This window comes from Anaerospora sp., from assembly GCF_032013335.1.
GTDB lineage: Bacteria > Bacillota > Negativicutes > Sporomusales > DSM-15969 > Anaerospora.
Genome location: NZ_DALZUO010000010.1, coordinates 75838 through 100727, shown reverse-complemented (window position 1 = coordinate 100727; position 24890 = coordinate 75838). Strand labels below are relative to the sequence as shown.

At 44.7% G+C, this 24890-nt stretch carries 25 protein-coding genes; 6 read left to right on the top strand and 19 right to left on the bottom strand.

The features are described 5' to 3' along the window. Window positions 1-12: 12 nt before the first annotated feature. From RTR76_RS10410 to RTR76_RS10390, 5 genes are all read right to left on the bottom strand, one after another. Window positions 13-1182 (bottom strand): MFS transporter, encoded by a 1170-nt coding sequence (locus tag RTR76_RS10410; protein WP_312520244.1) that lies wholly within the window; start codon window positions 1180-1182, stop codon window positions 13-15. 160 nt (window positions 1183-1342) lie between these two features. Next, entirely contained in the window at window positions 1343-2749 is a 1407-nt protein-coding gene (locus tag RTR76_RS10405) for an FAD-binding oxidoreductase (RefSeq protein WP_312520241.1), read from the bottom strand. 173 nt (window positions 2750-2922) lie between these two features. Further along, on the bottom strand, window positions 2923-4089 hold the full coding sequence (locus tag RTR76_RS10400; protein WP_312520238.1) for an aminotransferase class I/II-fold pyridoxal phosphate-dependent enzyme: 1167 nt from the start codon (window positions 4087-4089) through the stop codon (window positions 2923-2925). A gap of 1 nt (window position 4090) precedes the next feature. Further along, window positions 4091-5269 (bottom strand): PatB family C-S lyase, encoded by a 1179-nt coding sequence (locus tag RTR76_RS10395; RefSeq protein WP_312520235.1) that lies wholly within the window; start codon window positions 5267-5269, stop codon window positions 4091-4093. Window positions 5270-5305: 36 nt separating this feature from the next. After that, window positions 5306-6091 (bottom strand): ABC transporter permease, encoded by a 786-nt coding sequence (locus tag RTR76_RS10390; protein WP_312520233.1) that lies wholly within the window; start codon window positions 6089-6091, stop codon window positions 5306-5308. Window positions 6092-6435: 344 nt separating this feature from the next. Here RTR76_RS10390 and RTR76_RS10385 point away from each other — a divergent pair, with 344 nt between their 5' ends. Genes RTR76_RS10385 through RTR76_RS10365 form a run of 5 tightly spaced genes read left to right on the top strand, consistent with a single transcriptional unit; the run spans window position 6436 to window position 8975 of the window. Beyond that, on the top strand, window positions 6436-6615 hold the full coding sequence (locus tag RTR76_RS10385) for a hypothetical protein (RefSeq protein ID WP_312520230.1): 180 nt from the start codon (window positions 6436-6438) through the stop codon (window positions 6613-6615). A gap of 48 nt (window positions 6616-6663) precedes the next feature. Continuing rightward, a complete protein-coding gene (locus RTR76_RS10380) occupies window positions 6664-7071 on the top strand; it encodes a DUF4418 family protein (protein WP_312520227.1) in 408 nt (135 codons plus the stop codon). Further along, a complete protein-coding gene (locus RTR76_RS10375) occupies window positions 7072-8271 on the top strand; it encodes an ABC transporter permease (RefSeq protein WP_312520223.1) in 1200 nt (399 codons plus the stop codon). A 12-nt stretch (window positions 8272-8283) separates the two neighbouring features. After that, complete coding sequence (locus RTR76_RS10370) at window positions 8284-8592, top strand: ATP-binding cassette domain-containing protein (protein ID WP_312520220.1); 309 nt, start codon at window positions 8284-8286, stop codon at window positions 8590-8592. Then, entirely contained in the window at window positions 8517-8975 is a 459-nt protein-coding gene (locus RTR76_RS10365; RefSeq protein ID WP_312520335.1) for an ATP-binding cassette domain-containing protein, read from the top strand. Before RTR76_RS10370 ends, RTR76_RS10365 begins: the two co-directional genes overlap by 76 nt. Before the next feature lie 48 nt (window positions 8976-9023). Here the strand turns inward: RTR76_RS10365 and map are convergent, their stop codons facing one another. The 5 genes from map to RTR76_RS10340 form a co-directional block, all read right to left on the bottom strand. Beyond that, window positions 9024-9770, bottom strand: coding sequence for a type I methionyl aminopeptidase (gene map / locus RTR76_RS10360; protein ID WP_312520217.1), 747 nt, complete (start codon window positions 9768-9770; stop codon window positions 9024-9026). A 97-nt stretch (window positions 9771-9867) separates the two neighbouring features. Beyond that, window positions 9868-12000, bottom strand: coding sequence for a formate dehydrogenase subunit alpha (gene fdhF / locus RTR76_RS10355; RefSeq protein WP_312520214.1), 2133 nt, complete (start codon window positions 11998-12000; stop codon window positions 9868-9870). Between the two features lie 29 nt (window positions 12001-12029). Next, a complete protein-coding gene (locus tag RTR76_RS10350) occupies window positions 12030-12554 on the bottom strand; it encodes a 4Fe-4S dicluster domain-containing protein (RefSeq protein ID WP_312520212.1) in 525 nt (174 codons plus the stop codon). 39 nt (window positions 12555-12593) lie between these two features. Next, window positions 12594-13988: a [FeFe] hydrogenase, group A gene (locus RTR76_RS10345; protein WP_312520209.1), complete on the bottom strand. Its 1395-nt coding sequence runs from the start codon at window positions 13986-13988 to the stop codon at window positions 12594-12596. Window positions 13989-13991: 3 nt separating this feature from the next. Next, window positions 13992-14534 carry a 4Fe-4S dicluster domain-containing protein gene (locus RTR76_RS10340; protein WP_312520207.1) on the bottom strand — a complete coding sequence of 181 codons (543 nt, stop codon included), beginning with the start codon at window positions 14532-14534 and terminating at the stop codon, window positions 13992-13994. A 136-nt stretch (window positions 14535-14670) separates the two neighbouring features. On the opposite strand from RTR76_RS10340, the gene RTR76_RS10335 reads away from it, so the two are divergent. After that, the gene (locus RTR76_RS10335) at window positions 14671-15573 is read left to right on the top strand and encodes a LysR family transcriptional regulator (RefSeq protein WP_312520204.1); all 903 of its coding nucleotides are present in this window, start codon (window positions 14671-14673) and stop codon (window positions 15571-15573) included. Window positions 15574-16002: 429 nt separating this feature from the next. Here RTR76_RS10335 and RTR76_RS10330 read toward each other — a convergent pair whose 3' ends face one another. The 9 genes from RTR76_RS10330 to RTR76_RS10290 form a co-directional block, all read right to left on the bottom strand. Next, window positions 16003-16968 (bottom strand): hypothetical protein, encoded by a 966-nt coding sequence (locus tag RTR76_RS10330; RefSeq protein ID WP_312520202.1) that lies wholly within the window; start codon window positions 16966-16968, stop codon window positions 16003-16005. A gap of 174 nt (window positions 16969-17142) precedes the next feature. Beyond that, on the bottom strand, window positions 17143-17286 hold the full coding sequence (locus tag RTR76_RS10325) for a hypothetical protein (RefSeq protein ID WP_312520199.1): 144 nt from the start codon (window positions 17284-17286) through the stop codon (window positions 17143-17145). A 14-nt stretch (window positions 17287-17300) separates the two neighbouring features. Then, window positions 17301-18458, bottom strand: coding sequence for a sodium ion-translocating decarboxylase subunit beta (locus tag RTR76_RS10320; protein WP_312520197.1), 1158 nt, complete (start codon window positions 18456-18458; stop codon window positions 17301-17303). A gap of 58 nt (window positions 18459-18516) precedes the next feature. Beyond that, window positions 18517-18948: a biotin/lipoyl-containing protein gene (locus tag RTR76_RS10315; protein WP_312520194.1), complete on the bottom strand. Its 432-nt coding sequence runs from the start codon at window positions 18946-18948 to the stop codon at window positions 18517-18519. Window positions 18949-19294: 346 nt separating this feature from the next. Next, window positions 19295-20059: a LytTR family DNA-binding domain-containing protein gene (locus tag RTR76_RS10310; RefSeq protein ID WP_312520191.1), complete on the bottom strand. Its 765-nt coding sequence runs from the start codon at window positions 20057-20059 to the stop codon at window positions 19295-19297. After that, complete coding sequence (locus tag RTR76_RS10305; protein WP_312520188.1) at window positions 20037-21698, bottom strand: LytS/YhcK type 5TM receptor domain-containing protein; 1662 nt, start codon at window positions 21696-21698, stop codon at window positions 20037-20039. The genes RTR76_RS10310 and RTR76_RS10305 overlap by 23 nt, the downstream gene beginning before the upstream one ends. Before the next feature lie 185 nt (window positions 21699-21883). Further along, window positions 21884-22387: a hypothetical protein gene (locus RTR76_RS10300; protein WP_312520186.1), complete on the bottom strand. Its 504-nt coding sequence runs from the start codon at window positions 22385-22387 to the stop codon at window positions 21884-21886. A gap of 226 nt (window positions 22388-22613) precedes the next feature. Further along, window positions 22614-23366 carry a response regulator gene (locus tag RTR76_RS10295; protein ID WP_312520183.1) on the bottom strand — a complete coding sequence of 251 codons (753 nt, stop codon included), beginning with the start codon at window positions 23364-23366 and terminating at the stop codon, window positions 22614-22616. A 2-nt stretch (window positions 23367-23368) separates the two neighbouring features. After that, complete coding sequence (locus RTR76_RS10290) at window positions 23369-24562, bottom strand: histidine kinase (protein WP_312520180.1); 1194 nt, start codon at window positions 24560-24562, stop codon at window positions 23369-23371. Window positions 24563-24890: the final 328 nt, after the last annotated feature.

Sequence of the window (24890 nt, the reverse complement as noted above, 5' to 3'; positions counted from 1 at the left end):
GTCTTGCTTGTTTTAGTGCATACCAGCCTGTCGTCTTATCAGTAAAGTGCTGTAAAAATAATATGTACAGGCTATAATAACCAACGCCGCCCCTGCGAATACAGCTGTAAAGCCCATGGTCTGTGCCACAATTCCCAGCACGGAAGCGCCAAGAGCATTGCCAATATCGCCAGCTCCCGACAGAATACTAAGTGCAGTTCCTTTGTTGGCAGGATTGACGTGCTGCACTAAATATCCGGCTAACGTTGGATAAACAATTCCGAATCCGAAACCAATTAAAATCCCTGCTACAGCATAGGTACCTATAGATGGCAAAACTGCCAGCAGGAGCGCACTAAGCGCATTGAGCAGGCTGGCACCAATCGAGGTTCGTTCCGGTCCCCAGCGGCTATTGATAGCTTGAACCCCTAGTCGTGCGCACACTACGGCAATACTGAAGGCTACAAAAAACACAAAATAATGAGTAATCCCCTGTGTCAGCGATAAAAGAGGTACAAAGGTAAAAGCTGTTCCCAGCGCAAAATTGGAAGCAAAGAGGCAAACAGAAGGAGCTAATACTACTTTTGTTGTTAAAACTGTCCGAAAAGGTGCCCGCAGGTCACTCTCACAGCGCGGTACCGGTTTGGAGTAAGCCTTCATAAACAGCAGTGCCCCCAGTACGGCAGTCAGACTAATTGCAATTACCGGTGTAAATCCCAAGCTGCCATAGACAAGAGGAGCAACGCTTGTACCAATCCCCAAACCAATCATCGTAAATAAGGAAAAATAAGCAATCGCAGCTGAAGTATTTTCCGGTGTTTCCACGCAGCTGGCAAAGGTAATGGACCCGGTTCCATAAAAAGCCATCGCAATTCCTTGATAAAAGCGCAGTAATAGAAGCGGCCAAAAGCTAGTCGTCCATACAAAAGCGGCAATGCCGATAAGCGTCAAAATCTGGCCAAAAAGAATTGTCCAGCGGCTGCCACGTAAGTCAACACTCATCCCTGACCAGGGTCTGACTACCAAAGCGCCAAGGGAAACAATCCCCATAATAAAACCAATTTCCGATTCGCTTAGTCCTTGCAGTTTAAAATGGACAGGTAAAATGGGAGCCAACAAATTAGTGCTGAAAACAGTCAGCATCTGTACAAAAGCAATACTTTGAAATTGCCTGTTTGAAAATAGTTGTACCAGGACGGACATTTTTTTCGCCTCACAATAAATAGGCTAATAGAAGATTAAAATTTAATTATATCTCCATATTCTTTAAGTTACAACAAACAACCTTGCCACTATCCTACTCAAATCAGAACAAAAAACCCGCATTTTGCGGGTTTTTATACCTATTACCTTATTTTTTCCTTTAATCTAAATCGAAAATCTTTCCGGGGTTTAAGATATTGTTAGGATCAAATGCCTGCTTCATAGCTTTCATCAGTGTCAGCTCAACTGGATCAATTAGACCGGCTAAGTGCGCCTTGCGCTTTAAACCGATACCATGTTCTCCTGATAAACGGCCTCCCAAACGATAAACCTCTTGATATAGTTTTTTTCGAAACTCGACTAGTGCATCTTCCCATTCCGTAAGCGCTACCCGATTAGGCATGATGCGCAAATGCAGATTACCGTCACCGGCATGACCGGCTATGCGAAACTCAAATCCGGCAGAAGCAATAAAGGTTTGAAAGCTCTCAATAAACGGCAGAACGGAATGAACAGGGACGACAATATCCTCCGATACGCTAACTGGCTTTTCGGCTTGATTAGCCTTTCCCCACATACGCCTGGCCTGCCAAATGCGAGTCCCATCCGTTTCAAAAAAAGCAATATGCTCTACTGTGCCGAGGATTTGTGTGAGGAGCTTATATTTTATCTGTAGTTCAGCCTGATCCTGTGCTTCTATCTGAATAATCAGCGCATCACCCTTATGTCCTTGTAAAAGCAGCTCCTTACGGTAACGCTCAAGCGCAAAAACAGTGCCGCGATCCATTAGTTCCAATGAAATAATATCAGGTACTTTCTTATCCAGAATGGCGGTAACTGCAGCCAGTGCAGCCGCTAAGTCAGCAAATACAGCTACATAATTAACAATAATGGGCGCCAGTGGCTGCAGCTTAAGAGTAGCCCGCGTAATGATGCCCAGCGTCCCTTCCGAACCTGCAAATATTTTTACCAACCCGTAGCCGGTCGAATTCTTTTTCAAATGACCGCCTAAAGTGACAATCTCTCCCTGGGCGGTTACGATTTCCAGTTCGTATATCTGGTCAGCAGTTACTCCATACTTGACTGCTAAATTGCCGCCGGCATTCGTAGCAATATTGCCGCCAATAACGCATTCGTCGCTGCTGCAGGGATCTCCGGCGTATAACAGCCCCTGCTGATAGGCAGTTTGTTGTATTTCAATAGTGGGTACCGACGATTGAGCAATTAGATATTTCTCGGATTTATTAATATGCATGATGCGATTCATCCGTCCAAGATCAAGTAGAATTCCTCCATAAACTGCTACGGCACCACCGGCAAGTCCGGTGCCGCCGCCGCGAGGTGTAACAGGAATTCTTTCACGGTTGGCAACCTTAATAACAGCCGCAACGTCCCTTGTATCAGCAGGATACACCACAACCTCCGGCAAATAATGCCTTCCTGACTGCGTTCCCGCATCATAGCCATATTTCCCGGGAATAGAAGAGGCGCCGATCAGGTATTCACTGCCGACTATTTCTGCCAATTCCTCAATTATTGAGGGAGATACAATCCCGTACTGCTTCATCAGTTCCCCTCCCTTCCTGATAGTGTCTTGACAAAGTTGTGAATTAGAATTAGACAGTGTAGATTTTTTTGCAATGCAAGGCGGAGGAGTCCGCGCATATCGAGAATATGTAAGGCGACGACAACGCAGCAGTGCGGAAAAAGATACGCTGGCTAAACTAAGATTTAACTTGGTCAAGACACTAATTGCTGCAGCCGCTCTAATGCTGCAACCAGCGTCTCTGCCTGTTTACAAAAAGCAAACCGTAAAAAGGAACGGTCCTTCGACTCAGGCTGAGTATAAAAGCCCGATACCGGCACAGCTGCCACGCCAACCTGCTTAACCAGCAATCTCGCAAACGCCAGATCATCCTGACGGGAGAACTGATCAAAGCGGGCAATAATAAAATAACTGCCCTCCGGTCTCAGACAAGAAAATCCTAAACGATTCAAGCCTGCTAACAGCAAATCACGCCTCTCCTGGTATGTCCTGCGCAATTCCTCATAATAGCTTTGAGGTAAACAAACTGCCGTAACAGCAGCCGTTTGCAGCGGGGCAGGCGCACTGAGTGACAAGTAGTTATGCGTAATTTTAATCGCCTGCGTAAACACCGGCGGAGCAATTACATACCCCAACCGCCAGCCGGTTATACTGTAGGTTTTTGATAAGCCATTAATCAGTATCGTTCGTTCCCGCATACCGGGCAGAGCCCATAATCGTACTGGAGCAAGTCCGTCAAAGAAAATTTCGTCATAAATTTCGTCGGTAAGAGCCACCAAATTATACTTAAGACAAACCTCGGCAACACCCGCTACCTCTTCCTTCGAAAAAACTCTTCCAGTAGGATTATGAGGACAATTAAAAATAACCGCTTTTGTCCGGGAAGAAACAACTTGTTCCAATAATCCCGAATCAAGCTTAAACTCCGGCGCTTCCAGCTTGACGGGCACAGGCCGGCCGCCGGCTAAGATAACCCCCGGTGCATAAATGGTAAAAGCAGGCTCTATAATAATGACTTCATCTCCGGGATTAATTACTGCCAGTAAGGCTGCCGTCATTGCCTCGGTAGAGCCGCAGCAAACGGTGATTTCCGTATCCGGATCAACGCTTATACGATGCTCCTGTTGTATCCTGGCCGCAATGCCTTCACGCAATTCTTTTACGCCATGGGAGAGTGCATATTGATTCAGATCAGCCTCAATAGCCTGAGCAGCGGCCTGCTTCACAACGGCCGGCGCCGGAAAATCCGGTGTCCCTCCTGCCAGATTAATCGCCTTATGCTGTGCAGCCAGAGCGGCGATTTCACGAAATACAGGCAGCTGAATTTGTCCGGTTCTGGCTGCTAAAAGAGACTCTGTCATACTAGAAGCGCTCCTTTTTGTACGCCTGTTCAATCCGCTCCAAGGCTTCGCGCAGCACTTCACGGGAGCAGCCAAAATTCAGACGCATAAAGCCTTCCCCCTGTTGACCGAATGTAGCACCATTATTGAGTCCCACTTTGGCTTCATTAGCAAAAAAACTGCCAAGTTGATCTGCTGTAAGCCCAAGCTCACGGCAATCGAGCCAAGCGAGGTAAGTACCTTCAGGCTTCTTGATTTTAATTTTCGGTAATTTTTCAGCAACAAAGCCGGTTAAAAAATCGGCATTTCCTTCCAGATAAACTAACAACTGCTCCAGCCAGGGTTCGCCATAAAGATAAGCCGCTTCCTGCGCTGCTATACCGAAAACATTATTCTTTGCAATCCCCAGCGTCTGCACGCTGTCCGTAAATTGCTTACGTACTTCCGCATCAGAAATGATCACAGTTGATGTATACAAGCCTGCAGTATTAAAGGTTTTACTAGGTGCCATGCAAGTAATAATCCGGGCAGCTAATTCTTGTGACAGCGAACTCAATGGGATATGACGATGCTCTTGTAAAATCAAGTCACTATGAATTTCATCGGACACAATTAGCAAATTATTTTGCAGGCAAATAGCAGTTAATTCTTTTAATTCTTCTTTAGACCAAACCCTTCCCACCGGATTATGGGGATTGCAGAAAATAAGCAGCTTTGCATCTTTCGCTTTGCGGGCGAGATCGTCAAAATCAATCCGGTAGTTTCCACCTTCATTGATAAGCGGATTCTCAATAATCTGCCGCCCATTGCGTTGTACTGATGAAAAAAATGGTGGATAGACCGGCGGTTGTATAATAATTTTATCTCCTGGCTGCGTAAAAGTTTGGATTGCAACGGATAGAGCTGTAACAACGCCGGGTGTACTCACCATCCACGCCTCATCCGGCTCCCAGTTATGCCGCTTCTTCAGCCACCCCTGTAGTGCCTTAAATCCTTGATGCCGGGGTGAAGGATAACCAAAAACGCCATGAGCTGCCCGCTTTTGAATGGCTTCCAGCACTGGAGCAGGAGCAAGAAAATCCGTATCAGCCACCCATAAAGGCAACACGCCTTCGGCTCCGAACAAAAAATCAGCATCATCCCATTTTACGCTGCCTGATTGATGACGGTTAATTTTCGTATCAAAATGATTTGCTGTCAAAATAATGACCACCTTTCCATATATATGTTAGTTAGATTAATTACCTGGACGAAGCTCTTCTTTCCATGCGGTATATTTTTTTTCAAGCCTCACCAGTGTATAGTTTGCAAAATAGCCAATGACAGACATAAGTAAAATTGCCGCATACATCCGGGGAATTTGAAATTTCTGCTGAGCATCAAATATTAAAAAACCCAAACCGGCTTTTGCTCCTACCATTTCTGCTGCAATCAGCAAGAGAATGGCTGAAGTAGCGCCTAACCTGGCTCCCGTGAATATTGATGGTAATGCCGCCGGGAGTACTACCTTACGGAAAATAACCAGTTGTGAGGCCCCCATGGAACGGGCCGATTTAATCAGCAGAGGATCTACATTTTTTACACCGGAAATCGTGTTAAGCAAGATCGGCCATTGGACACCCCAAAAAATAATAGCAGCCTTTGACATCTCTCCAATTCCAAAAAACAGAATAAATACTGGGAATAAGGCCAATGCCGAAGTTTGGCGAAAAGCCTGCAGTAAAGGATCAGCAAAGCGCTCCACTCTGCTGAACCAGCCGATAAGCAGTCCTAACGACACGGAAACCAGGAGCCCGAGTGTAAAGCCGGTAAGTGTCCGGCGCAGACTGATTGCCAAATGCTGAAATAATTCGCCTGTTTGCGCCATCTTTATGATAGCCTGAATAACGTGCGACAACGGCGGGAGAAAAAATGGATCAACAAAGCCAAAGCGCGGCAGGGCCTCCCAAAGAGCCAGAAAAAGAAATATTGCCAGCAGTCGCTGTAGTGTAAATAGTGTTTTCCAAATGACATCATGAAACATGTTCTTCCTCCATTCTAGCAGACTCTACAAAGAATTGTGAGAAAATATAAGGCGGATACTTTTCACCGAAATGAAAAGTATCCGCCTTCAGTTACCTGATCAGCGCTAAACGGCACAATGAAATTTGGTAATATGGTATCACAATAGCATTTATCATGTCAATCATGATCTTCTACAATTTCTTCTTGACACGGTTTCAGCCAATGTGCTAGGATGAGAACAATTCAAGCAACCCTATAAATAATAGTGCTAAGCTATTGGCTGATTAGACGATCAAATCTAAAGGCTAAGATTCCCTTCAAGGGCAATCTTAGCCTTTTATTATTTTGAAAGGAGGTTTTACGATGACACTTTTGCGCTACACTGTTTTTGCAATTGGACTATTTCTAGCAGGTATTCTCATTTTGTATTCCGGCTTTAACCGCGCTCCCTTCAGGCAAACTCCTAACCATGGTAATCCGACACAGCATGGTCAGCTGCTGCCTGAACAAACGCAAACTGCGTCAGTGCTTTGCTCTCTATAAAGTAAATAGGGCTCATGAGTAAATTGCCTATTTCAAGGAGGTACTAACATGAATCATTACAAAACTCTATCATGGGTGGCACTTCTGATCAGCCTTATGCTCTTAGCCTTGCCGAAAATAATTCCGGTTTGTACAGGACTTACCGGCAGCTCACAGCCTATGCTCTGCCATTATGCTTATCAGGCTGAGTTTATCGTTACCCTGCTGGCAGTCATTTTCTCAGGCAGCCTCTTTGTGCTGACCGGCACAGAAGCTCGTTTACTGAACGGTATCGTTATTTTGCTTCTGGGAAGTACCATCCTCCTGTTGCCTCAACCTTGGGTTATCGGCATATGCCCCGATGCCGGCGCCTGCCACAAAACTACATTTTTCGTTACACTCGGCGGTGGCTTATTTACAGTAACGGGCGCCTTGCTTATCTGGTTGCAGGTTCGCAACTCCCGGGAGGACGGCTAAATGACTTTTTTAATTTGGAAAAGCCTGCTCCACCGTAAGCTGCAAGCATTGTCCATTATTATAGCGATAGCCATTAGCATCGCCATTATTTTTTGCATAACCGCTCTTTACAAAGGTATTCATTCAGGCATGGAAATATCCAGGCAGCGCATGGGTGCTGATATTGTGATTATACCAGGTGGGTTAACAATCGAGCCCAGTCTTTATTTATTCGGCGGAGCAATTGCCAATACGTATATGCCGAAAGACACCCTCGATGCCGTAAGAAGTATTCCGGGTGTCACAACTGCGACACCCCAGTTTTTCACTAATACGCTGACGGCAGACTGCCATGATATCGGTACTAATAACCGGATGCTGGGTTATGATCCGGCAAGTGACTGGATTGTCGGACCATGGCTTAAAAAGATACACAAAAACGAATTAAGTGCAGATGAAGTGATCCTCGGGGCCAAAATTCCCACCTGGGTTAAAAATAAGATTGCGATTCTCGGCAAATGGTACAACATCGTCGCTATTGCTGAGGAAACGGGTACAACTCTGGATTATTCCCTATTTGTTAGTATGGACGAGGCCCGGCGGGTAGTCAGTGCCAATAAGCAGTTAAAACCGGTGTGGGAGAAGCAGGGGCCTCCCGAGGGGCTCATATCTGCCGTTCTGGTAAAAGTCAGTGACACTGCCAATGTTAACGAAATTGTGAGCACAATTCAGCAAGTTGGCTACGTTCAGACCATTGTGGCAGCAGAGGTAAAGAAACGCATTAATGATCAATTTACTGTACTGCTGCTGCTTTTAGGCGGTGCAGCCGCGCTGACTGCTATCGCATCACTTTTTCAGCTCTTTTCCCGCTTTTACACATTGACGTGGGACCGGCAAGCCGAGTGGGGCCTCTATTTAGCTATTGGAGCCTCCGTCCGTGATATAACCTACATTATTGTCGGTGAGGCAATTTTCATAACGCTTGCAGGAGGACTTACCGGCCTTATTCTGGGTGAAGCCTTATATCAGACAGGGCTGATTGTTCTCGCTGCCTATCAATCCTTTCCCTTCATAGCACCTTCTTGGTTCTTCCTGACCTTGCTGTCCCTCACCCTTACCGGAGTTTATATGCTGATGGGAGCACTGGCTGCCTGGTTACCATCATACCGGGGACGGCAAATTGATCCAAGTACGACTATGACCCGGGGTGAATTCGATTAAGGAGGGGAACATATGGGACATTTGCTGGAAATTCAACAGATTACAAAGGTCTATGGCACAGATACCATTCTATCAGAGATTTCCCTGACGCTGGAAGCCGGAAAAGCGCTGGCACTTACCGGACAATCAGGCAGCGGGAAAACCACCTTACTCTCGATCATCGGCTTGCTGCAGCAGGCAACATCCGGCAAAGTGGTTGTAAATGGCCGTGATATAACAAAGTCCTCTGCCGAAGAACAAGCGAAATTACGGGCCCAGTATTTCGGCTTGTCTTTCAGCGTTCCCGCCTTGTATCTTCGCTCACAACGCTGGAAAACGTGATGCTTCCTGCCTGGTTTGCCAGGTCCGGCAAAGACGCTGAAAAATACGCCCGCAGTTTATTAGCCAGGTTTGAACTGACACACCGGATGAATCACCGGCCGCAGGAACTCAGCCTGGGCCAGATGCGCCGGGTGGCCTTAGCGAGAGCCTTAGTACTTAAACCTGCAATATTGCTTGCTGATGAACCAACAAATGATCTTGACCCGGCACTGGCCGCCAGCGTTGCCGACTCCTTACTGCAAGCACGTACCAATGGCAGCAGCGTTATTATCGTCACTCACGACCCGCATTTAGCGGCCCGGGCAGACTTTACCGTGCATTTGCACCAGGGCCGGTTATCTGCAGCGAGCTGCACCGGACAAGCGGCAGCAGCCAGCGGCTAAAAATAAAAAAACGTATTACCTGCGCATATTCAGGTAATACGTTTTTTATTATAGCTGAGTTAAAATTACCGGCCCTTCTTTCGTTACCGCAAGCGTATGCTCATATTGGACGCAGATCGAGCCGTCAATTGTCCGGGCCGTCCACCCGTCGGGATCTGTTTTCACCTGCCACCGCCCCATGGTGATCATCGGCTCAATCGCAATTGTCATGCCCGCTTTAATTGGCGCGCCCTTGCCTGCATGACCATAATGAGGAATTTCAGGATCTTCCCATAGTTCCCGCCCCACACCATGACCGCAGAAGTCCCTTACTACTCCATACTTCAGGCTTTCCGCATACGTTTGAATAACATGCCCGATATCACCGATGCGCTTGCCCGGCTGAGCCTGCTCAATGCCAAGAAATAAACATTCCTTGGTTACTTTCATCAGCTTCTCAATTTCAGGCGATACTTCCCCTACCGCATACGACCAGGCAGAATCACCATGATAACCATTCACCTTCGCACCAATATCAATGGTTATGACATCCCCGTCTTGCAGCGGCTGCCCATTCGGTATCCCATGGCAGATCACATCATTCACTGACGCACAAATAGAAGCAGGAAAGCCGTGATGGCCTTTAAAGCTGGGAATGGCTCCTTTTCTTCTGATGTAACCTTCTACAAGTTCATCCAATTCGAGAGTGGATACTCCTGCCTTTATTCTTTCACCAAGAAGCGCATGACACTCGGCCACAATCAATCCGGCCTCACGCATGATTGCTAATTCTCTTGCTGATTTAAATATAATCATAGTTCCCCTCCAACTTTACTCTTACGGTATATAATATATAGTCACCCCTCCTAGTGTACACCATCTTTATTTTGAAATGCGAGTAAAATACACATTTTTAGCAAAACATTTTCTTTTTGAGCTTGCTGTATTCGCGCTGTACATACTCTTCAGCATCTGCCTGGTCATCAATTTTTTCAACCTTAACAGCACAATACTTATATTCCGGTGTTTTAGAAATAGGATCAAGATGGTCAATCGTCAGCTCATTGCAGGCACCAATCCACCAGTGATATGTCATGTAAACAGCGCCGGTATTTACCCGTTCAGTACTCAGCGCTCTGGCGATAACTTTACCCCTCCGCGAAGATACCCATACCAGTTCCTGATCTTTAACACCTAGCTTCATCAAATCAGCAGGGCTGATCTGAATAAATCCTGGTTCATCGGCCAGTACCTGCAGGGCTGCGCAGTTACCTGTCATGGTTCGTACCGAATAATGACCAATTTCCCGCACAGTACACAGGATTAAGGGATAGTTCTCATCAGGGCGCTCTTTCGGTGCACGGTATTCTGCCGCAAACAACAGTCCTTTGCCGCTTGGCGTATCAAATTTATTTCCTTCGTACAAATACGGTGTGCCGGGATGGCCAACAGTTGGGCACGGCCACTGAATACTCCCCTGCTCTTCGAGCCGCTCATATGTCACGCCTTCATAAATAGGGCATAATAGACGCAGCTCTTCCCAAATTTCTTCAGTCTTATTATAGTGCATGGGGTAACCCATCGCAGTTGACATAAGCGAAATAATCTCCCAGTCAGGCTTTACATCCCCTTTGGGTTCGACTGCTTTATTAAATTTCTGAAACCCGCGGTCAGCTGAGGAATACACGCCCTCATGCTCTCCCCAGGATGTGGCCGGGAAAATAACATCGGCATGAAGAGCCGTCTTGTTCATAAAGATATCCTGCACAATCACCAGTTCCATATTATCCAGCGACTCCCGGACTGCTGCCGCATCGGGATCGCTCTGTACCGGATCTTCACCGAAGATGTAATATGCCTTCAGCTTGTTTTCTTTAACAAGATGTGGCACCTCGGTAAGATGATAGCCCTGTTTATCCGGTAAAGACACGCCCCAGGCTTTTTCAAATTTAGTTCTGCTTGCTTTATCTTTTACAGGCTGATAGCCAGGAAACATATTAGGCAATGCCCCATGATCACAAGCTCCCTGCACGTTATTCTGTCCCCGAACCGGCCCCACTCCCACATTGGGGCGTCCCAGATTGCCGGTAAGCAGCGCCAGCGACGACAGCCCTTTGACTACATCCACCGCCTGCCCGAATTGGGTCACTCCCATTCCCCAGAGAATAAAGGCACTGGGAGCTTTCGCATACATGCGAATTGCCATACGGATGTCATTAGCCGGTATTCCCGTAATTTTTTCAACATATTCCGGAGTATACTTAGCTACCGTTTTCTTATACTCCTCAAACCCTTCCGTATAATTGGCTATGTAGTCTTTTTTAATCAAGCCTTCCTCAATTAATACATTGCCAAAAGCATTTACCAAAGCCATATTCGTACCATTTTTTATCGGCAGCCATAAGTCGGCAACCCGGGCCTGCTCGGTAAAACGGGGGTCAGTTACAATTATTTTGGCCCCCTTTTCCTGCGCTTTCAAGATACGACGGGCAACTATCGGGTGGGAGTCTGCCGCATTATAGCCAAAAATAAATACACATTTCGTGTCTTCAATCTCAGGAATAGAGTTGGACATAGCGCCATTTCCCAGAGTTGCTGCCAGCCCAGCCACAGAGGAACCGTGACATACGCGGGCACAATGGTCTATATTGTTCGTTCCTAATGCAGCTCTCACAAACTTTTGCATGACATAGTTCGCTTCATTACCCGGTCCCCGGGCTGAACCCGTAGCCATAATAGCATCAGGGCCGTATTGCTCTTTTATCTTTTGTAGTCTGGAAGAGGCAAATTCAATTGCTTCCTCCCAGGATACTTCTTCAAATTGCTCCGAACGAGTGCGCCTGATCAGCGGTTTAGTCAGCCTTGCCGTCAGTCGCTTGGTATCTTTCAAAAAATCCCACCCATAATAACCCTTTAAACATAATTCGCTTTCATTGGTACGTCCCGGCCCTGGCTCAGCACCAATAATACTGCCGTTTTCTACGGAAAGATAAATTTGGCAGCCGCTGCCGCAATAGGGACATACAGTTAACACTTTCTTCGCCATTTTACAACCTCCATCTGCAAATAGGTCTGCTAGTTTGACCCAATCGTATTGATTGCTCCCAGAGCTGCCTTCAGGCGCTTATTCCGCAAGCGTCCAGCTATTTGCGCTCCCTCGACTCTGTGCAGCGCTTTTGTCGGACATACTTTTATACAGGCCGGTCCACTATCGTTCTTCACACAAAGATCGCACTTTAGCGCTTCAACTCTCGTATTGGTTTCGTCTGTATCAGAAACAATCAGTTCAATTGCTCCGTAAGGACAAGCTATTAAACAGGCCTTGCAGCCCACACACCGCCCCTCAACAACTTGCACCGAATTGCCGCTTTGCACAATGGCCTGAACAGTACAGGCTCTCGCACAGGGGGCGTCTTCACAGTGCCGGCACTGCACCGGCATACTGACTTTAGCCGTTTTAACTACTTGCAGTCTGGGAGAAAACGTATCTGTGGTCAAATGGTCAAGTGCATTTTCACCGGCATGAGCCATCGCACAGGCAACTTCACAGGTACGGCAGCCGATGCATTTTTTCGGGTCTGCCACTACAAAATCATTCATATTCCTACCTCCCCATCATTCTAGGCAGCATAATATCAGCTATTTAGCCTCGTGCCGATTTTTTCTGTCTCCATAGTGAGTGTGCAATAGCTTATGGGCATGATGCCCCAGCGGCTCACCCAGAAATTTTTCATATACTTCTTTAATTGCCGGGTTATCGTGAGACTTGCGAAACTTCTGTTCTTCATCATGGTGGTACATACTGGAAGCCCGCAGCTCCCGGGCTGTTATCTGGTCTTCAGGCAATAGCAGCTTAGGCTGGCCCCCGCCACTGATACATCCTGACGGGCAGGTCATTACTTCCATAAAATGAAAATCCGCTTTTCCGTTTTTTAACTCTTCCAGCAATGGTATTGCATTTTTAAGGCCTGCGACAACTACTGTCTTCAGTTGTACCGGACCGGCATTGATTGTTACTTTCTTAATACCTTGTCCACCACGTACTGTGGTCACATTAATATCAGCCAGCGGCTTGTGGGTTATGAGCTCATAGGCTGTGCGAATGGCGGCTTCCATAACGCCGCCGGTAACACCAAAAATATGACCGGCACCTGAATAACAGCCTAGTGGATCATCAAAGCTTTCTTCCGGCAAGCTGTTAAAGTCAATGCCCGCCTCTTTAATCAAATAGGCTAATTCCCTAGTCGTCAATACTGCATCTACATCGCGAAAACCGCTAGACTGCATTTCCGGCCGAAGTGCTTCTGCTTTTTTACACGTACAAGGCATTATTGCTACACTATAAACTGCTTCAGGAGCCACCGAATCAAGTGCTGCCCCATACGTTTTAAACATGGTTCCAGCCATCTGCTGCGGTGATTTGCAGCTGGACAGGTGCTTTATCAGTTCTGGATACTCATCTTCGACATATTTTACCCACGCCGGGCAGCAGGAAGTGAACATCGGTAAAGCTTCCCCTTGCGTAATGCGCTTAACTAATTCATTGCCCTCTTCCATGATGGTTAAATCAGCAGCAAAATTCGTATCATAAATCCGCTTAAACCCTAAGCGCCTGAGAGCAGCAGCTAATTTACCAGGTACCAGACTCCCAAGCTCCATACCAAAATCCTCGGCAATTGCAACACGTACCGCCGGAGCACACTGCACCATCGTGAACAGCGATTGATTGGCTAATGCCTGCTTAACCTGAGGAATATCACCAATATAGTAAGCAGCAAATAAAGGCTCTCTGACAATCTCCGGCATGCGGCGTTCCTGTAATCTGTGGAGGGGGGAATCCTGATACGTCTCAAAACAGGACGCATAAGCACTACAAACTTGTACACATTGTCCACACATAACACATTTATCACTGTTAATTGTCTGTGGTTTTCCTTGTTCGCCCTCAATTGCATCTACAGGACATATTTCACAGCATCGCTGACAACCGGTACAAATTTCAGCATCTATTGTAACATATTTATTTTGTTTCACAGTTTACTCCTCCCACCCAATGAGCTCACCAGCTGTGCTTGCTGCCTTAATACGGCGCTGCCGTCTTGCTTGCTCTAAATTAACATGGGTGAGTGCCTGCCTGGGACAGGCTTGTACACATGCTGGTCCCGTGGACCGGTTATTGCACAAATCACATTTACTGGCAACAACTGACGGCAATTCTGGATTTTCTAGGGTTCTAGGCGATACAATCAGCTCTATTGCACCAAATGGACAAGCAATCATACAGCTTTTACAGCCAATACAAGTCTTCTCGTTTATAATCACTTTGTTGTTTTGCCTCCCAATTGCTCCAGCCGGGCAGCATTTAGCACAAGGAGCATCTTCACAGTGATGACATTGGACCGGAACGGTCACTTCTGGCGTTTTAACGAGGTAAAGGCGCGGCAATAGAGGCGCATCAAAATCTCCTACCGTTTTTACTGTTTTTTCTGCATGGGCAACAGCGCAGGCTACTTCACAGACCCGGCAGCCAATACACGCTTTAGCATCTGCTATCACAAATGAATTCAAAGGCCTACTCAATTGATATCCTCCATCCCTATAACAAATATTTTTTCTGCTTTCCATTATAGCAAAGTTACTGCTATACTAATAATACTAAAAATATTCATTTACCATACTTTAAAGGTATGCAAACTTGATAAGGAAGGCTATCAGTATGATGAGTATCCGCGAAATGCAATATTTTCTGGCAGTCGCCCAGGAGGGTAATATCACAACTGCCGCACAGCGACTGAATATTGCCCAGCCTCCGCTTAGCAGGCAGATGAAACAACTGGAAGAGAGTTTAGGCACTCGACTTTTCATCCGGGGACATCGCAGAATTCAACTTACCGAAGCTGGCTGTCTGCTCCGAAACCGGGCTGAACAATTACTTAAATTAATGGATAATACGGAAAAAGAAATTAAAGCAATTGAAACAGGTACACACGGAACACTTTCAATTGGAACTGCCTCCTCTTCAGGCACAACCATACTGCCTAAAGTAGCCCGGATTTTCCATACGCACTATCCTAATTTAAATTTTGAGTTATGGGAAGGTGAGTCGATCCGGATTATTGAGCTGCTAAACGGGGGCTTGATTGAAATCGGGTTAGTCCGGTTTTCTTTTGACACCGATACCTACGAATCCATTCAACTGCCAAAGGAACCTCTGGTTGCCGCTATACATCAGAATCGCCTCGATCCATCAGAAATGCAGCAAGACTGTATTCTCCTTTCCCAGCTTGCTGATAAGCCCTTGATGATTCACCGCAAATACGAAGCAATGATTACAGCTCATTGTCAACAGGCTAATTTCAATCCTCAATTTCTTTGCAAGAGCGATGATATCATGCCGATCTTAGCCTGGGCAGATGCCGATGTAGGCATTGCAGTAGTCCCCCGGGCCGCAATAGGGCTTATCCCCAGCACTAATCTTGTGTTCAAAACAATTGTCGATCCTGTTATTGAAATATCAGCCGCTGTTATCTGGATGCGCAACCGCCAGTTGTCAGCTGCCGCACGCCACTTTCTTACCTTATTCACTACCCTCAGCCAAAGTCCCCCGTCTGTCCTATAAAAGGGGCCGCATTGTCTTTTAGAAAAAGAGCAATGCGGCCCCCGTTTATGCCCACAGCCAAACATCTGCGAGAGGGCAATTTCAGTAATGATTTCCGTCCCTACGTAATTTTTTCCCGTTCTTTTGGCCCTTCTGGAAATAGCCGGTCCGAAGGATGGAAAAATGCCGGCTTACGTTAAGAAATTCGTACTGTTTGAGCGACAGCGATTTTACGAATTTTAGTAAGTCGGCATTTTTCCAAGGCTATTGGAAGACTAGGCCTAGCCTTTTTGGTCCTTTTGTGGCGATGACAAAAGGACAACCCGAGATTTTTCCCCATATTACAAGAGGGCTGTCTCAAAAAGGTTTTTAACATCTATTTGAGGCAGCCCCATTATCTTTTTTACAAAAAAGCCATCGTACTAATTTCTTAGTACGACAGCCCCTATTCTACCAATTTGCCTGATAAGCTGCATTGATCTGACGATAATTATGGCGCAGACCTTCTAATTCACTTGCTTTATCTGTACGCAGCCCACTGGCAAAACCAATCATAACACTGTCTTTGGCAGAAGCTTGATACCGGTACTGCAATTGCAGCGAAGGCCAAAACTCAATAGGATTATCATTGTCGGCACCCCATGCACCGGTAAAAGTGGTTGTCCAACGCCCCTTACCATCGCGTACTCCATAGGCAGTAGTCACGCCATAGGACTTACTGCTTAAAGGATTGCCATACCACTGGCTGACAGTATCCCAGTTAACCTTGTAACCATAGGCGCCGATTCGCAGTCTGTCCCGGCCCCGGTCATATACAGTCTGCCCGTATTGCAAGGAATAGGCAGTATTTTTATTATCGTCACTATACAACCCTCGCGTCAAACCAATTGCAAAGTCTTTGTCCGCGGTTAGAACCCTCTCCGCCTTTACGGTATAGCTATCTGTCGTTAACAGCGGCTTTCCCTGAAAACCTAAAGTATCCAGGTCAATCACCGGCATTTTTGTGATTGCACAAACAATGCTGGTTTTTCGATCTGCATAATAACGGCTGTCAATACGAAACCCACCAGAAGCCCGGGCGCTTTCGTATTGATCCAGCCATATGCTGGTACTGGATTTCAGGCTGCTAAAATAAAAACCTGCAGCAAATTTTCTTATAGCGCCGTATTGTTTTGTATTATCATCGCCTAGCTGGATTTCACTTGTTTGAACCATGGCTCTTGTGGAACCGCTAATATTTTGCCATGCAGAGACATTCCGGTTCTGTGAAAATGTATGATCGTGGCTGCGATAGGAACTGAACGAAACTTCCGTAGTACCATCCTCTGGGGTTGTAACAGCGGCTGATGATAAGCCCGTAATGGTTAATAAAAATGCACTTAGACCAGCAGCTTTAACTATCATTGATAATTGCAAGAAAACAGCCTCCATAATTGCAGTAAATAAGCCAGTAACAATATTCTCGAACAGCGGCTGCTATTCCTATTTAATAGGCTATGTAATTTATGGATAATCAGCTATATAAACAAATAAACACCGAATCCATTCGGTGTTTATTTGTTGAAAGTTCTCTTCTATATGGGAAGAATCTTATTCTTCGTCGTCAGCTTCTACAGGTGCAGGAAATGCAGCATGAAGAGCCTTTGTGGAAAGAATAAATACGCCTATTACGAAAAACATCGTAGGTAAAGCGACAAATAACATTGTAATTGCAGAGCTAGTAGCATTACTCACTTACATTACCTCCTTTATTTGCTCAGTGCCGGAATAAGCGCTAATACCAGACCACCGGCTACAACAGATGCAACCTGACCGGCAACGTTAACGCCAATTGCGTGCTGAACGATGAAATTACTGGGATCTTCTTTTAATGCCATCTTAGCAATAACACGGCCGGACATTGGGAATGCGGAAATACCGCAGGCACCAATCATCGGGTTGATCTTAGTGGAGCTGAGAAGGTTAAGAAGTTTAGCGAACAGTACGCCGCCAACAGTATCAAATACGAAGGCAACTGCACCGAGGGCCATAATCAATGCAACATCAAAAGTTAAGAAGCGGTCTGCGCTCATAGTACCACCAACGGTAATACCAAGCAATAAAGTGACCAGGTTAGCTAATTCGTTTTGTGCGCAATTGGAAAGATTTTCAGTAACTCCTGATTCTTTCAACAAATTACCAAACATAAGCGCGCCAATCAGAGCAACCGAAATCGGTGCTACGATACCGGCAATGATAACAATCATGAGAGGGAACAGGAATTTTGTTGTTTTAGATACTGGCTCTTCCCCTTCGAAGCCCATTCTGATTTTACGTTCTGCTTCAGTGGTAATAGCGCGGATAACAGGCGGTTGAATAACCGGAACAAGTGACATATAAGAATAAGCAGCAACAGAAAGTGGTCCAAGTAAATCAACAGCATAGCGGCTAGCTACATAAATAGTAGTCGGGCCGTCAGCAGCACCGATAATACCGATAGAAGCTGCATGAGGGAAGCTAAACCCTACAAGAGTTGCTCCAATAGCGGTTGTGAAGATACCGAACTGGGCGGCCGCTGCAAACAGCATAACCGACGGACGGCGAATAAGCGGTGAAAAGTCACACATAGCACCAATAGCGATAAATATCAATACAGGAAAAAGTTCATTAGCAATACCCATTTTATAAAGAACAACTAGGAAACCTTCCTCACCAGGATGTTGAGAAACTGCCGAAGAGTGAGGAATGTTGGCAAGAATAGCGCCAAAGCCCATTGGTAACAGCAGAGCAGGCTCATAGTCTTTTGCTACTGCCAGCCAGATCAGAATGGCACCGATCGCCCACATAACGATATGTTTAAAAGATAAGCCCATAAAGCCCATAAGCAATTCATTAAGCCATGGGTATTGTATAAATAAAGCTTCCATTGGTATTTTCCTCCTAATGCAATATAGCGATTGTTATGATAATCAGATTTGTATTGAGTTAACCTTGAATAACTGCCAGCACCTGACCAGGTTTTACACTTTCACCGGCAGCAACGTTTACGGACTTGATCACACCGGCAGCAGGAGCGCCGATTTCATTTTGCATCTTCATTGCTTCCAGCAGCATGATAACATCGCCCTTCTTAACAGTTGAGCCTTCTTTAGCAATCACTTTGCTTACTTTCCCCGGCATAGGCGCACTGATAGGGGTATCACCGGCAGCAACTTCAGCAGCAGCTGCTTTCGGTGCTGCAGCGGCAACAGGTGCTGCAGCGGCAACAGGTGCTGCTGCAGGAGCAGAAACTGGGGCTGGAGCTGACGTTGGTGCGGGAGCGGCGGCAGGAGCAGCAGCGGCGGCAATAGCGACCCCTTCTTCTTGCACTTCAACATTGTAAGCTACACCATTAACATTTACTTTGAAAACTCTCACGTTTCGCTTCCTCCAATCTTACTATTGCTTACGCAAACTAACAGCGGTATTATCGTTATTGTTCGATATCACCCGTATTTTATTCAGCACCTCCTTTGCAATTAAGAGCTTGATTGCATAAAGACTACGATTGAATTGCATTAAAATTATAGCGATTTTTCGCTCATTTTGGATACATTTCACTATAACATGATAAAAACAGGCAGTTAGATGCATATTTTATACTGTAAACAAATAAAAAGACAGTTAGCTGCTTAAGCTAACTGTCTGACTATCGACAAAAGTAAATTCTGCAAAGGAGATCGCCACGCTGCGCTCGCGATGCCCCCCCAAAAATAAACAATGTCTACAAAATTTTAAAGGCACTTTTAAAATCATTCAAGTAATGACGGGCAACAGGCACCTGCTCCTCTTTATACCCATCTAGTGAAATCATATACGTATTATTAAACCACGGAACAACCTCACTTACTTTATTGAGATTAACCAAATAACTTCTATGTGTTCTGACAAACTGAACAGGTGAAAGTGTTTTCTCAATTTCCTTTAAGGTTAACCGTGTCATAAAGATACCTTTACTGCTATAAATCATTGGTTTCCCTTTTTCATCTGTTTTAATATAAACAATATCATCCGCATGCAATACAACCATTTTCTCGCCGACCCATACAAATAACCGCATCTGCTCATTTGTAAGATTGTTTCTGAGAAACTCAAATGTATTTTCATTAGCAAGCTGATTCACAGAGGCCATGCTGCGCAGCTTACCAACAGTCTGCTCCAATCGCTGCAAACTGTAAGGCTTGAGAACGTAGTCTACTGCATTTAATTCAAAGGCTTTAACAGCATAATCTTCATATCCGGTAATGAAAACAACCTGGGGAGGCTTAGGTAATTGTAAAATCTCCCAGGCAGTAACAATGCCATCTTTGTGGCGCATGCGAATATCTAAAAACACAGCATCTGCATGATCATTTTTCCGCAGAAAATCAATGGTTTCCATGCCGTCTTCAAACTCGGCTATAATATCTACGCCTTCTATCTCTGCCAGCATATCCTTTAGTTCCTCGCGAGCAGGATACTCGTCGTCAACAATGACTATCTTTATCATCTTTTGTCTCCCCCTCGACTGGAAGTGTGATTGTAACTTTTGTCCCTTTTGCTGGTTCACTTTCAATCAAGAAACCGCATTCGTCACCATATATACTTTTTAAGCGGCTATAGACATTACTAAGACCAATATTATTCCGTGCAGGATCGGGTTTAAGTACTTCGCTGATCTGCTCCTGTGTCATACCCACTCCGTTATCCTCTATGGTAATCACTATTTTATCTTCCCATAATTGTGCGGCAATTGTAACAGTTCCACCTTCCCGCTTAGGATACAATCCATGTTTAATCGCATTTTCCACAATGGGCTGCAGCAATAAAGGAGGTAACAGGCAATTGCATTCATCAGGAACATGATAAATAACTTGCAGCTTGTCCTGAAAGCGGGCAGTTTCGATGACTACATAATCCCGTATATGCTTAATCTCCGTTGCTAAATCCACCAGCCCGTCGTGAGCCACAATATTATCCCGGTAATACTTTCCTAAATGCACCAAAAGTTCTCTTGCTGTCTCAGGCTGCTTGCGGCAATAATAGCGAATTGTATTCAGCGCATTAAATAAGAAGTGAGGATTAATTTGTGCTTGTAATGCCTTTATTTCTGCATGAGCAAGCAGTGCCGACTGATGCTCGCTTTTGCTGACCTCAAGCTGAGTGGATATAAGTTGTGCCAGCCCATTGATCAGTTCAATTTCAAAGGGCGTAATACTTCTTTCTTCTAATTTAAATATTACAATTGTTCCGATTACATCATCCTTATCCTTTAACGGCGCAACAATTTTAGAACCAATCGGACTGTCAGGACTTATAAAGCCAATTTCCTGATGCGTCTGAGCTAAAACCGATTCGCCGGTCTCCAGGGATTGTTGAATATTTCTTGTTATGCTGTCCGGATAATGCGACTCTGACTCTCTGCCGGTGAAAGCTAATACCTCGGTGAGGTTAGTAACTGCCACACCCGCTAAATCAGGCACCCTGGCGAAAATGATTTGCGTTGTTTTTTCAGCTGATTCGCGATTTAACCCTTTTCGCAAATGAGTAATCGTATTGCTAGCTATCTGCAGCACTAACCTGGCGGCTGAACCTTCGACCATCTCCTGTTCACGAAAGACACTTTCCAATATAGCAATCAGAGCTAAAATACCCAGCGGATTTATTACCAGCATGGGCAAAGCGATATGTGATATAAAAAGCAGCCCGTGATCAATAGGCCAATTAATCAGCAGCAGCAGTAGCATATGAAATGCTTCAAGAATAATCCCCACAGCTAAGGCACAAGCCCATTTGTCTTTACCATGGGCAATATTATTACCCACTATACCGGCAAATAATCCCTCCAGAATTGTAGCGACAGAGCTTCCAACAGCGCTAAAATTATCGAGATACCCTTGGTGGAGTCCGGCGATTACGCCTGCGCCCAAGCCCGCAATTTTACCGCCTACCAGTCCGGCAACAATAACATTAACTGCCCGGGTATTGGCAAACCCATCTCCTACAGAGACCCCCATATAGGTTCCCAGAATACCTGACAAACCAAAGAAAACCGCCAAAGCGCATTTCTCTGTCAGTGATGTGCCTTTATTAATCACAATGCGCCGAAACATTGCCGTTTTACTAAGGCCAAATACCAGGATCAGCATAACGGATAAGCCAACAAATAATTCGTTTAAATTAGGTACCCATGTTTCAAAAATAGCGGTTCATCCTCTATTAGAAATTTATTTCTACCTTATCACAATTTGAAAAAAAGATCTACTGAACATAATAAGCAAAAAGACTTGCCAGCTAATCAGCAAGTCCCTCAAACCATGATTCATTCAGTTAGTTACTGCTCAACAGGTTCATAGCGAATTTCCCATGTTAATGTGCCGCTGCGGTTAGAATCCTTAAACAATCGCCTCTCATGTACACTATAACCGCTTACCGATATTTCAACCGCCCGTTTATCAGGGGAAAATGTTTTATTTTGCGTGCCTGGAGAAAGCTTATCTTCTTCCCCGTTTTCCCAAATAATTTTAAGTACTGATTTGTCAGCATGCTCACCGGTAGCCTGAAAGCTTACTACCGTCACATTTTGGGCAAAACGCCCGGCAATAGCTTGCTTGAGCTCCACTTTCCCTTCAAAAGGAACCTCATTGCCCCGGATTAGGCGCAGCGTTGGCAATGGAGTAATGGTAACTGCATCGGGCTGAACAGCTGCATTGCTAGTTGGAGAGGGTTGTTGATGAATCAGCTTGTTCTGTGATGCCATGAAAAACATATAAAAGCCTGCAAAAAGCACCAGCATAGTCGTCGCGCCTATTACAAACGGTTTCCAATGCTTTGTCACGTAATTCACCTCGTTTTTAACAATCCCGCAACACTGTCACGGGGACGGTTCCAGTGACACACACTTTTTGCGTATCATCAAACCGCATTGCACGTTTATTATAACAAGCATCCTCATTGCTGTCAAAAGAACCGTCCCCGTGACACTCACAAATAAAAAAACCAGTCTTTCCTCTTTGCAGATGAAGTACCGGTTCTTCGTCCTCGCTGTTTATGATGCTGTGAACTCATCCATTGCTTTCTGCATTCTCACATAAATGCTTTCTTCTGTATGCATGAGGGGTCATTTTCATCTGTTGTACGAAAACGCGGTTAAAATAAGAAGGATCCGTAAAGCCGCATTCACTGGAAATGCGATAAGCAGGGTAACTAGTTGTTTCCAGCAGCTTACAGGCATACTCAATCTTTAAATTGTTTACATAGTCTATATAATTGACGCCTACCTCTTTCTTAAAGATGCGGCTAAAATATTGCGGATTTACATAAATGTAAGAGGAGACCAGTTGTAGAGGAAGTTTTTGTTTAAAGTTGTCATGAATGTATTTTATCGATTTTTCAATGAAATAGATCTGATTGATCTTAGGTTCTATAAAAGCTTCGTCCTCACATGCAGTGGCAGCAGCCAGCAAGTCATGTACTGCCTGATTAATAATCGAAGGTTTTATGGGCTTCAAGAGATACTCCTGAACGCCCAAGCGAATTGCTGTTTGTGCATAGGAAAAATCCGAATAGGCGGATAAAATCATTACACCTACCCGGGGAAGAAATTTCTTTATTTCTTGAATAGCCTGTAATCCATTCATTTCAGGAATTAGGATATCCATTACGATAATGTCCGGTCGATATTGTTTTGCCAGTTGTACAGCCTGTATGCCACTCTCACAGGTAAGAATTTGATCATTAGGAAGAAGGTCAGTCACTATTGACTCCAGGAATTCCAGTTCCAGTAATTCATCTTCCACAATTAAAACTACGCTCATTACTATCGCCTCACATTGGGTTTGGTGGGAATCGAGATGGTAACGGTACTGCCACTATAATCCGACTTTACCACACGTAATCCATAATGCTCTCCAAAATAACGCTTTAATCGCTGGTCCGTACTGCGAAAGCCTATGCCTAGCTTATTCTCCGGCTGGTGTAAACTTTGCAAAATTTCTTTGGGAAACCCATTCCCATTATCAATAACGGAAATCGTAATCTCGTTTTTATATTTTTCCGCACAGATAGTGATTGCCCCACCGCCCCGTTTAGGAGTTATTCCATGAATAACTGCATTCTCCACGATAGGCTGAATAATCATATTCGGTATTCGATGGGGTTTGATATCCTCTGCAATATCAATCACATAATCCAAGCGATTTTTAAATCTGGTTTTCTGAATATAAAGGTATTTTTCAATATTATCCATTTCGGCTCCGATAGTATGCAGATCATCATCCTGTTTTAAATTGTAGCGCAATAAATCAGAAAGGCAATAAATCAACTCTTCCGTTTTATGGGATTTCTCAAAATAAGCAATCCGCGCAATTGAGTTTAACGTATTAAAGAGGAAATGCGGATTAATGACTAATGACATATTTTTTGCTTCCAGATCAATAATCTTTTTTTCTAGCATTTCTTTTTCAATCGATAACCTTGCTATAACAGGATCACTTGTAGGAATGTCTTCGGAAATATCATAAAATACATTTTGCGCAATATGATTGCACAGTTGTTCGTGAACTTCAATTTTATTTTCTTCGACAGTTTTTAATGCCGCAATTGACTTAGCAATAAATTCAGGTTCAATTTTTCGCTCTTTAGCAATTGTCATGATATCAATCAGATACTTGCGATATTCACTTTCCGGTGAATAAACCTGCGCTCCTACAACATACCCCAAAGTTTGGTTATTGCTGGCGATGGGCAGCAGAATATTGATCAGTCCGTACCGACAGACAAAACGGTCTTTTTCGCCGGGCTTTAGCCGAGAAATGTAGTCTTCACAAATGCAGGTTTCTTCCGGCTGACAAATTAATTTACAGAAATCGGGAGCCGGATTAAATTCAAGCAGAATATCTCCCTTAGTATCAATGACTTGTAGTGAAATATTGGACAAAGCTAACAACCCGCTATATCGAGAGTACAGGTTAGCATCCATTATTTTTTTTAACTTTTTTTCCGTCTTATTCATACGTTCCGCCAAAATTCCTTTTCCAACTTGCAATCTGCCTAATATCAAAAAAGAATCAACTACTGTCAATTCATTAGTTAGTAAGCAACTAACCGTGCATAAATATTAAGTTATTCCATCAAGTTCGCAGAATTACTTAAAAAGAAACACCCAAAGAGTTGTCGCTTATTTAGTGTTTTTCCAAAATATAAAATATTAAATTAATTTTATAATACCCTCATTAAAATGTAAATAGCAGAAGGCCCTGCCTACGTTAAGACAACCGTTGTATGGAAGCAGAAAAGCCTAAGGCCAAAATCTTTAATAAAGATTTTGACCTTTGCTGTAT

Excerpts from the sequence above, each read along its gene's own strand:
- RTR76_RS10410 (WP_312520244.1), bottom strand. The coding sequence starts at position 1,182 with ATGTCCGTCCTGGTACAACTATTTTCAAACAGGCAATTTCAAAGTATT.
- RTR76_RS10405 (WP_312520241.1), bottom strand. The coding sequence starts at position 2,749 with ATGAAGCAGTACGGGATTGTATCTCCCTCAATAATTGAGGAATTGGCA.
- RTR76_RS10400 (WP_312520238.1), bottom strand. The coding sequence starts at position 4,089 with ATGACAGAGTCTCTTTTAGCAGCCAGAACCGGACAAATTCAGCTGCCT.
- RTR76_RS10390 (WP_312520233.1), bottom strand. The coding sequence starts at position 6,091 with ATGTTTCATGATGTCATTTGGAAAACACTATTTACACTACAGCGACTG.
- RTR76_RS10385 (WP_312520230.1), top strand. The coding sequence starts at position 6,436 with ATGACACTTTTGCGCTACACTGTTTTTGCAATTGGACTATTTCTAGCA.
- RTR76_RS10380 (WP_312520227.1), top strand. The coding sequence starts at position 6,664 with ATGAATCATTACAAAACTCTATCATGGGTGGCACTTCTGATCAGCCTT.
- RTR76_RS10375 (WP_312520223.1), top strand. The coding sequence starts at position 7,072 with ATGACTTTTTTAATTTGGAAAAGCCTGCTCCACCGTAAGCTGCAAGCA.
- RTR76_RS10370 (WP_312520220.1), top strand. The coding sequence starts at position 8,284 with ATGGGACATTTGCTGGAAATTCAACAGATTACAAAGGTCTATGGCACA.
- map (WP_312520217.1), bottom strand. The coding sequence starts at position 9,770 with ATGATTATATTTAAATCAGCAAGAGAATTAGCAATCATGCGTGAGGCC.
- fdhF (WP_312520214.1), bottom strand. The coding sequence starts at position 12,000 with ATGGCGAAGAAAGTGTTAACTGTATGTCCCTATTGCGGCAGCGGCTGC.
- RTR76_RS10350 (WP_312520212.1), bottom strand. The coding sequence starts at position 12,554 with ATGAATGATTTTGTAGTGGCAGACCCGAAAAAATGCATCGGCTGCCGT.
- RTR76_RS10335 (WP_312520204.1), top strand. The coding sequence starts at position 14,671 with ATGATGAGTATCCGCGAAATGCAATATTTTCTGGCAGTCGCCCAGGAG.
- RTR76_RS10320 (WP_312520197.1), bottom strand. The coding sequence starts at position 18,458 with ATGGAAGCTTTATTTATACAATACCCATGGCTTAATGAATTGCTTATG.
- RTR76_RS10310 (WP_312520191.1), bottom strand. The coding sequence starts at position 20,059 with ATGATAAAGATAGTCATTGTTGACGACGAGTATCCTGCTCGCGAGGAA.
- RTR76_RS10305 (WP_312520188.1), bottom strand. The coding sequence starts at position 21,698 with ATGCTGATCCTGGTATTTGGCCTTAGTAAAACGGCAATGTTTCGGCGC.
- RTR76_RS10295 (WP_312520183.1), bottom strand. The coding sequence starts at position 23,366 with ATGAGCGTAGTTTTAATTGTGGAAGATGAATTACTGGAACTGGAATTC.
- RTR76_RS10290 (WP_312520180.1), bottom strand. The coding sequence starts at position 24,562 with ATGAATAAGACGGAAAAAAAGTTAAAAAAAATAATGGATGCTAACCTG.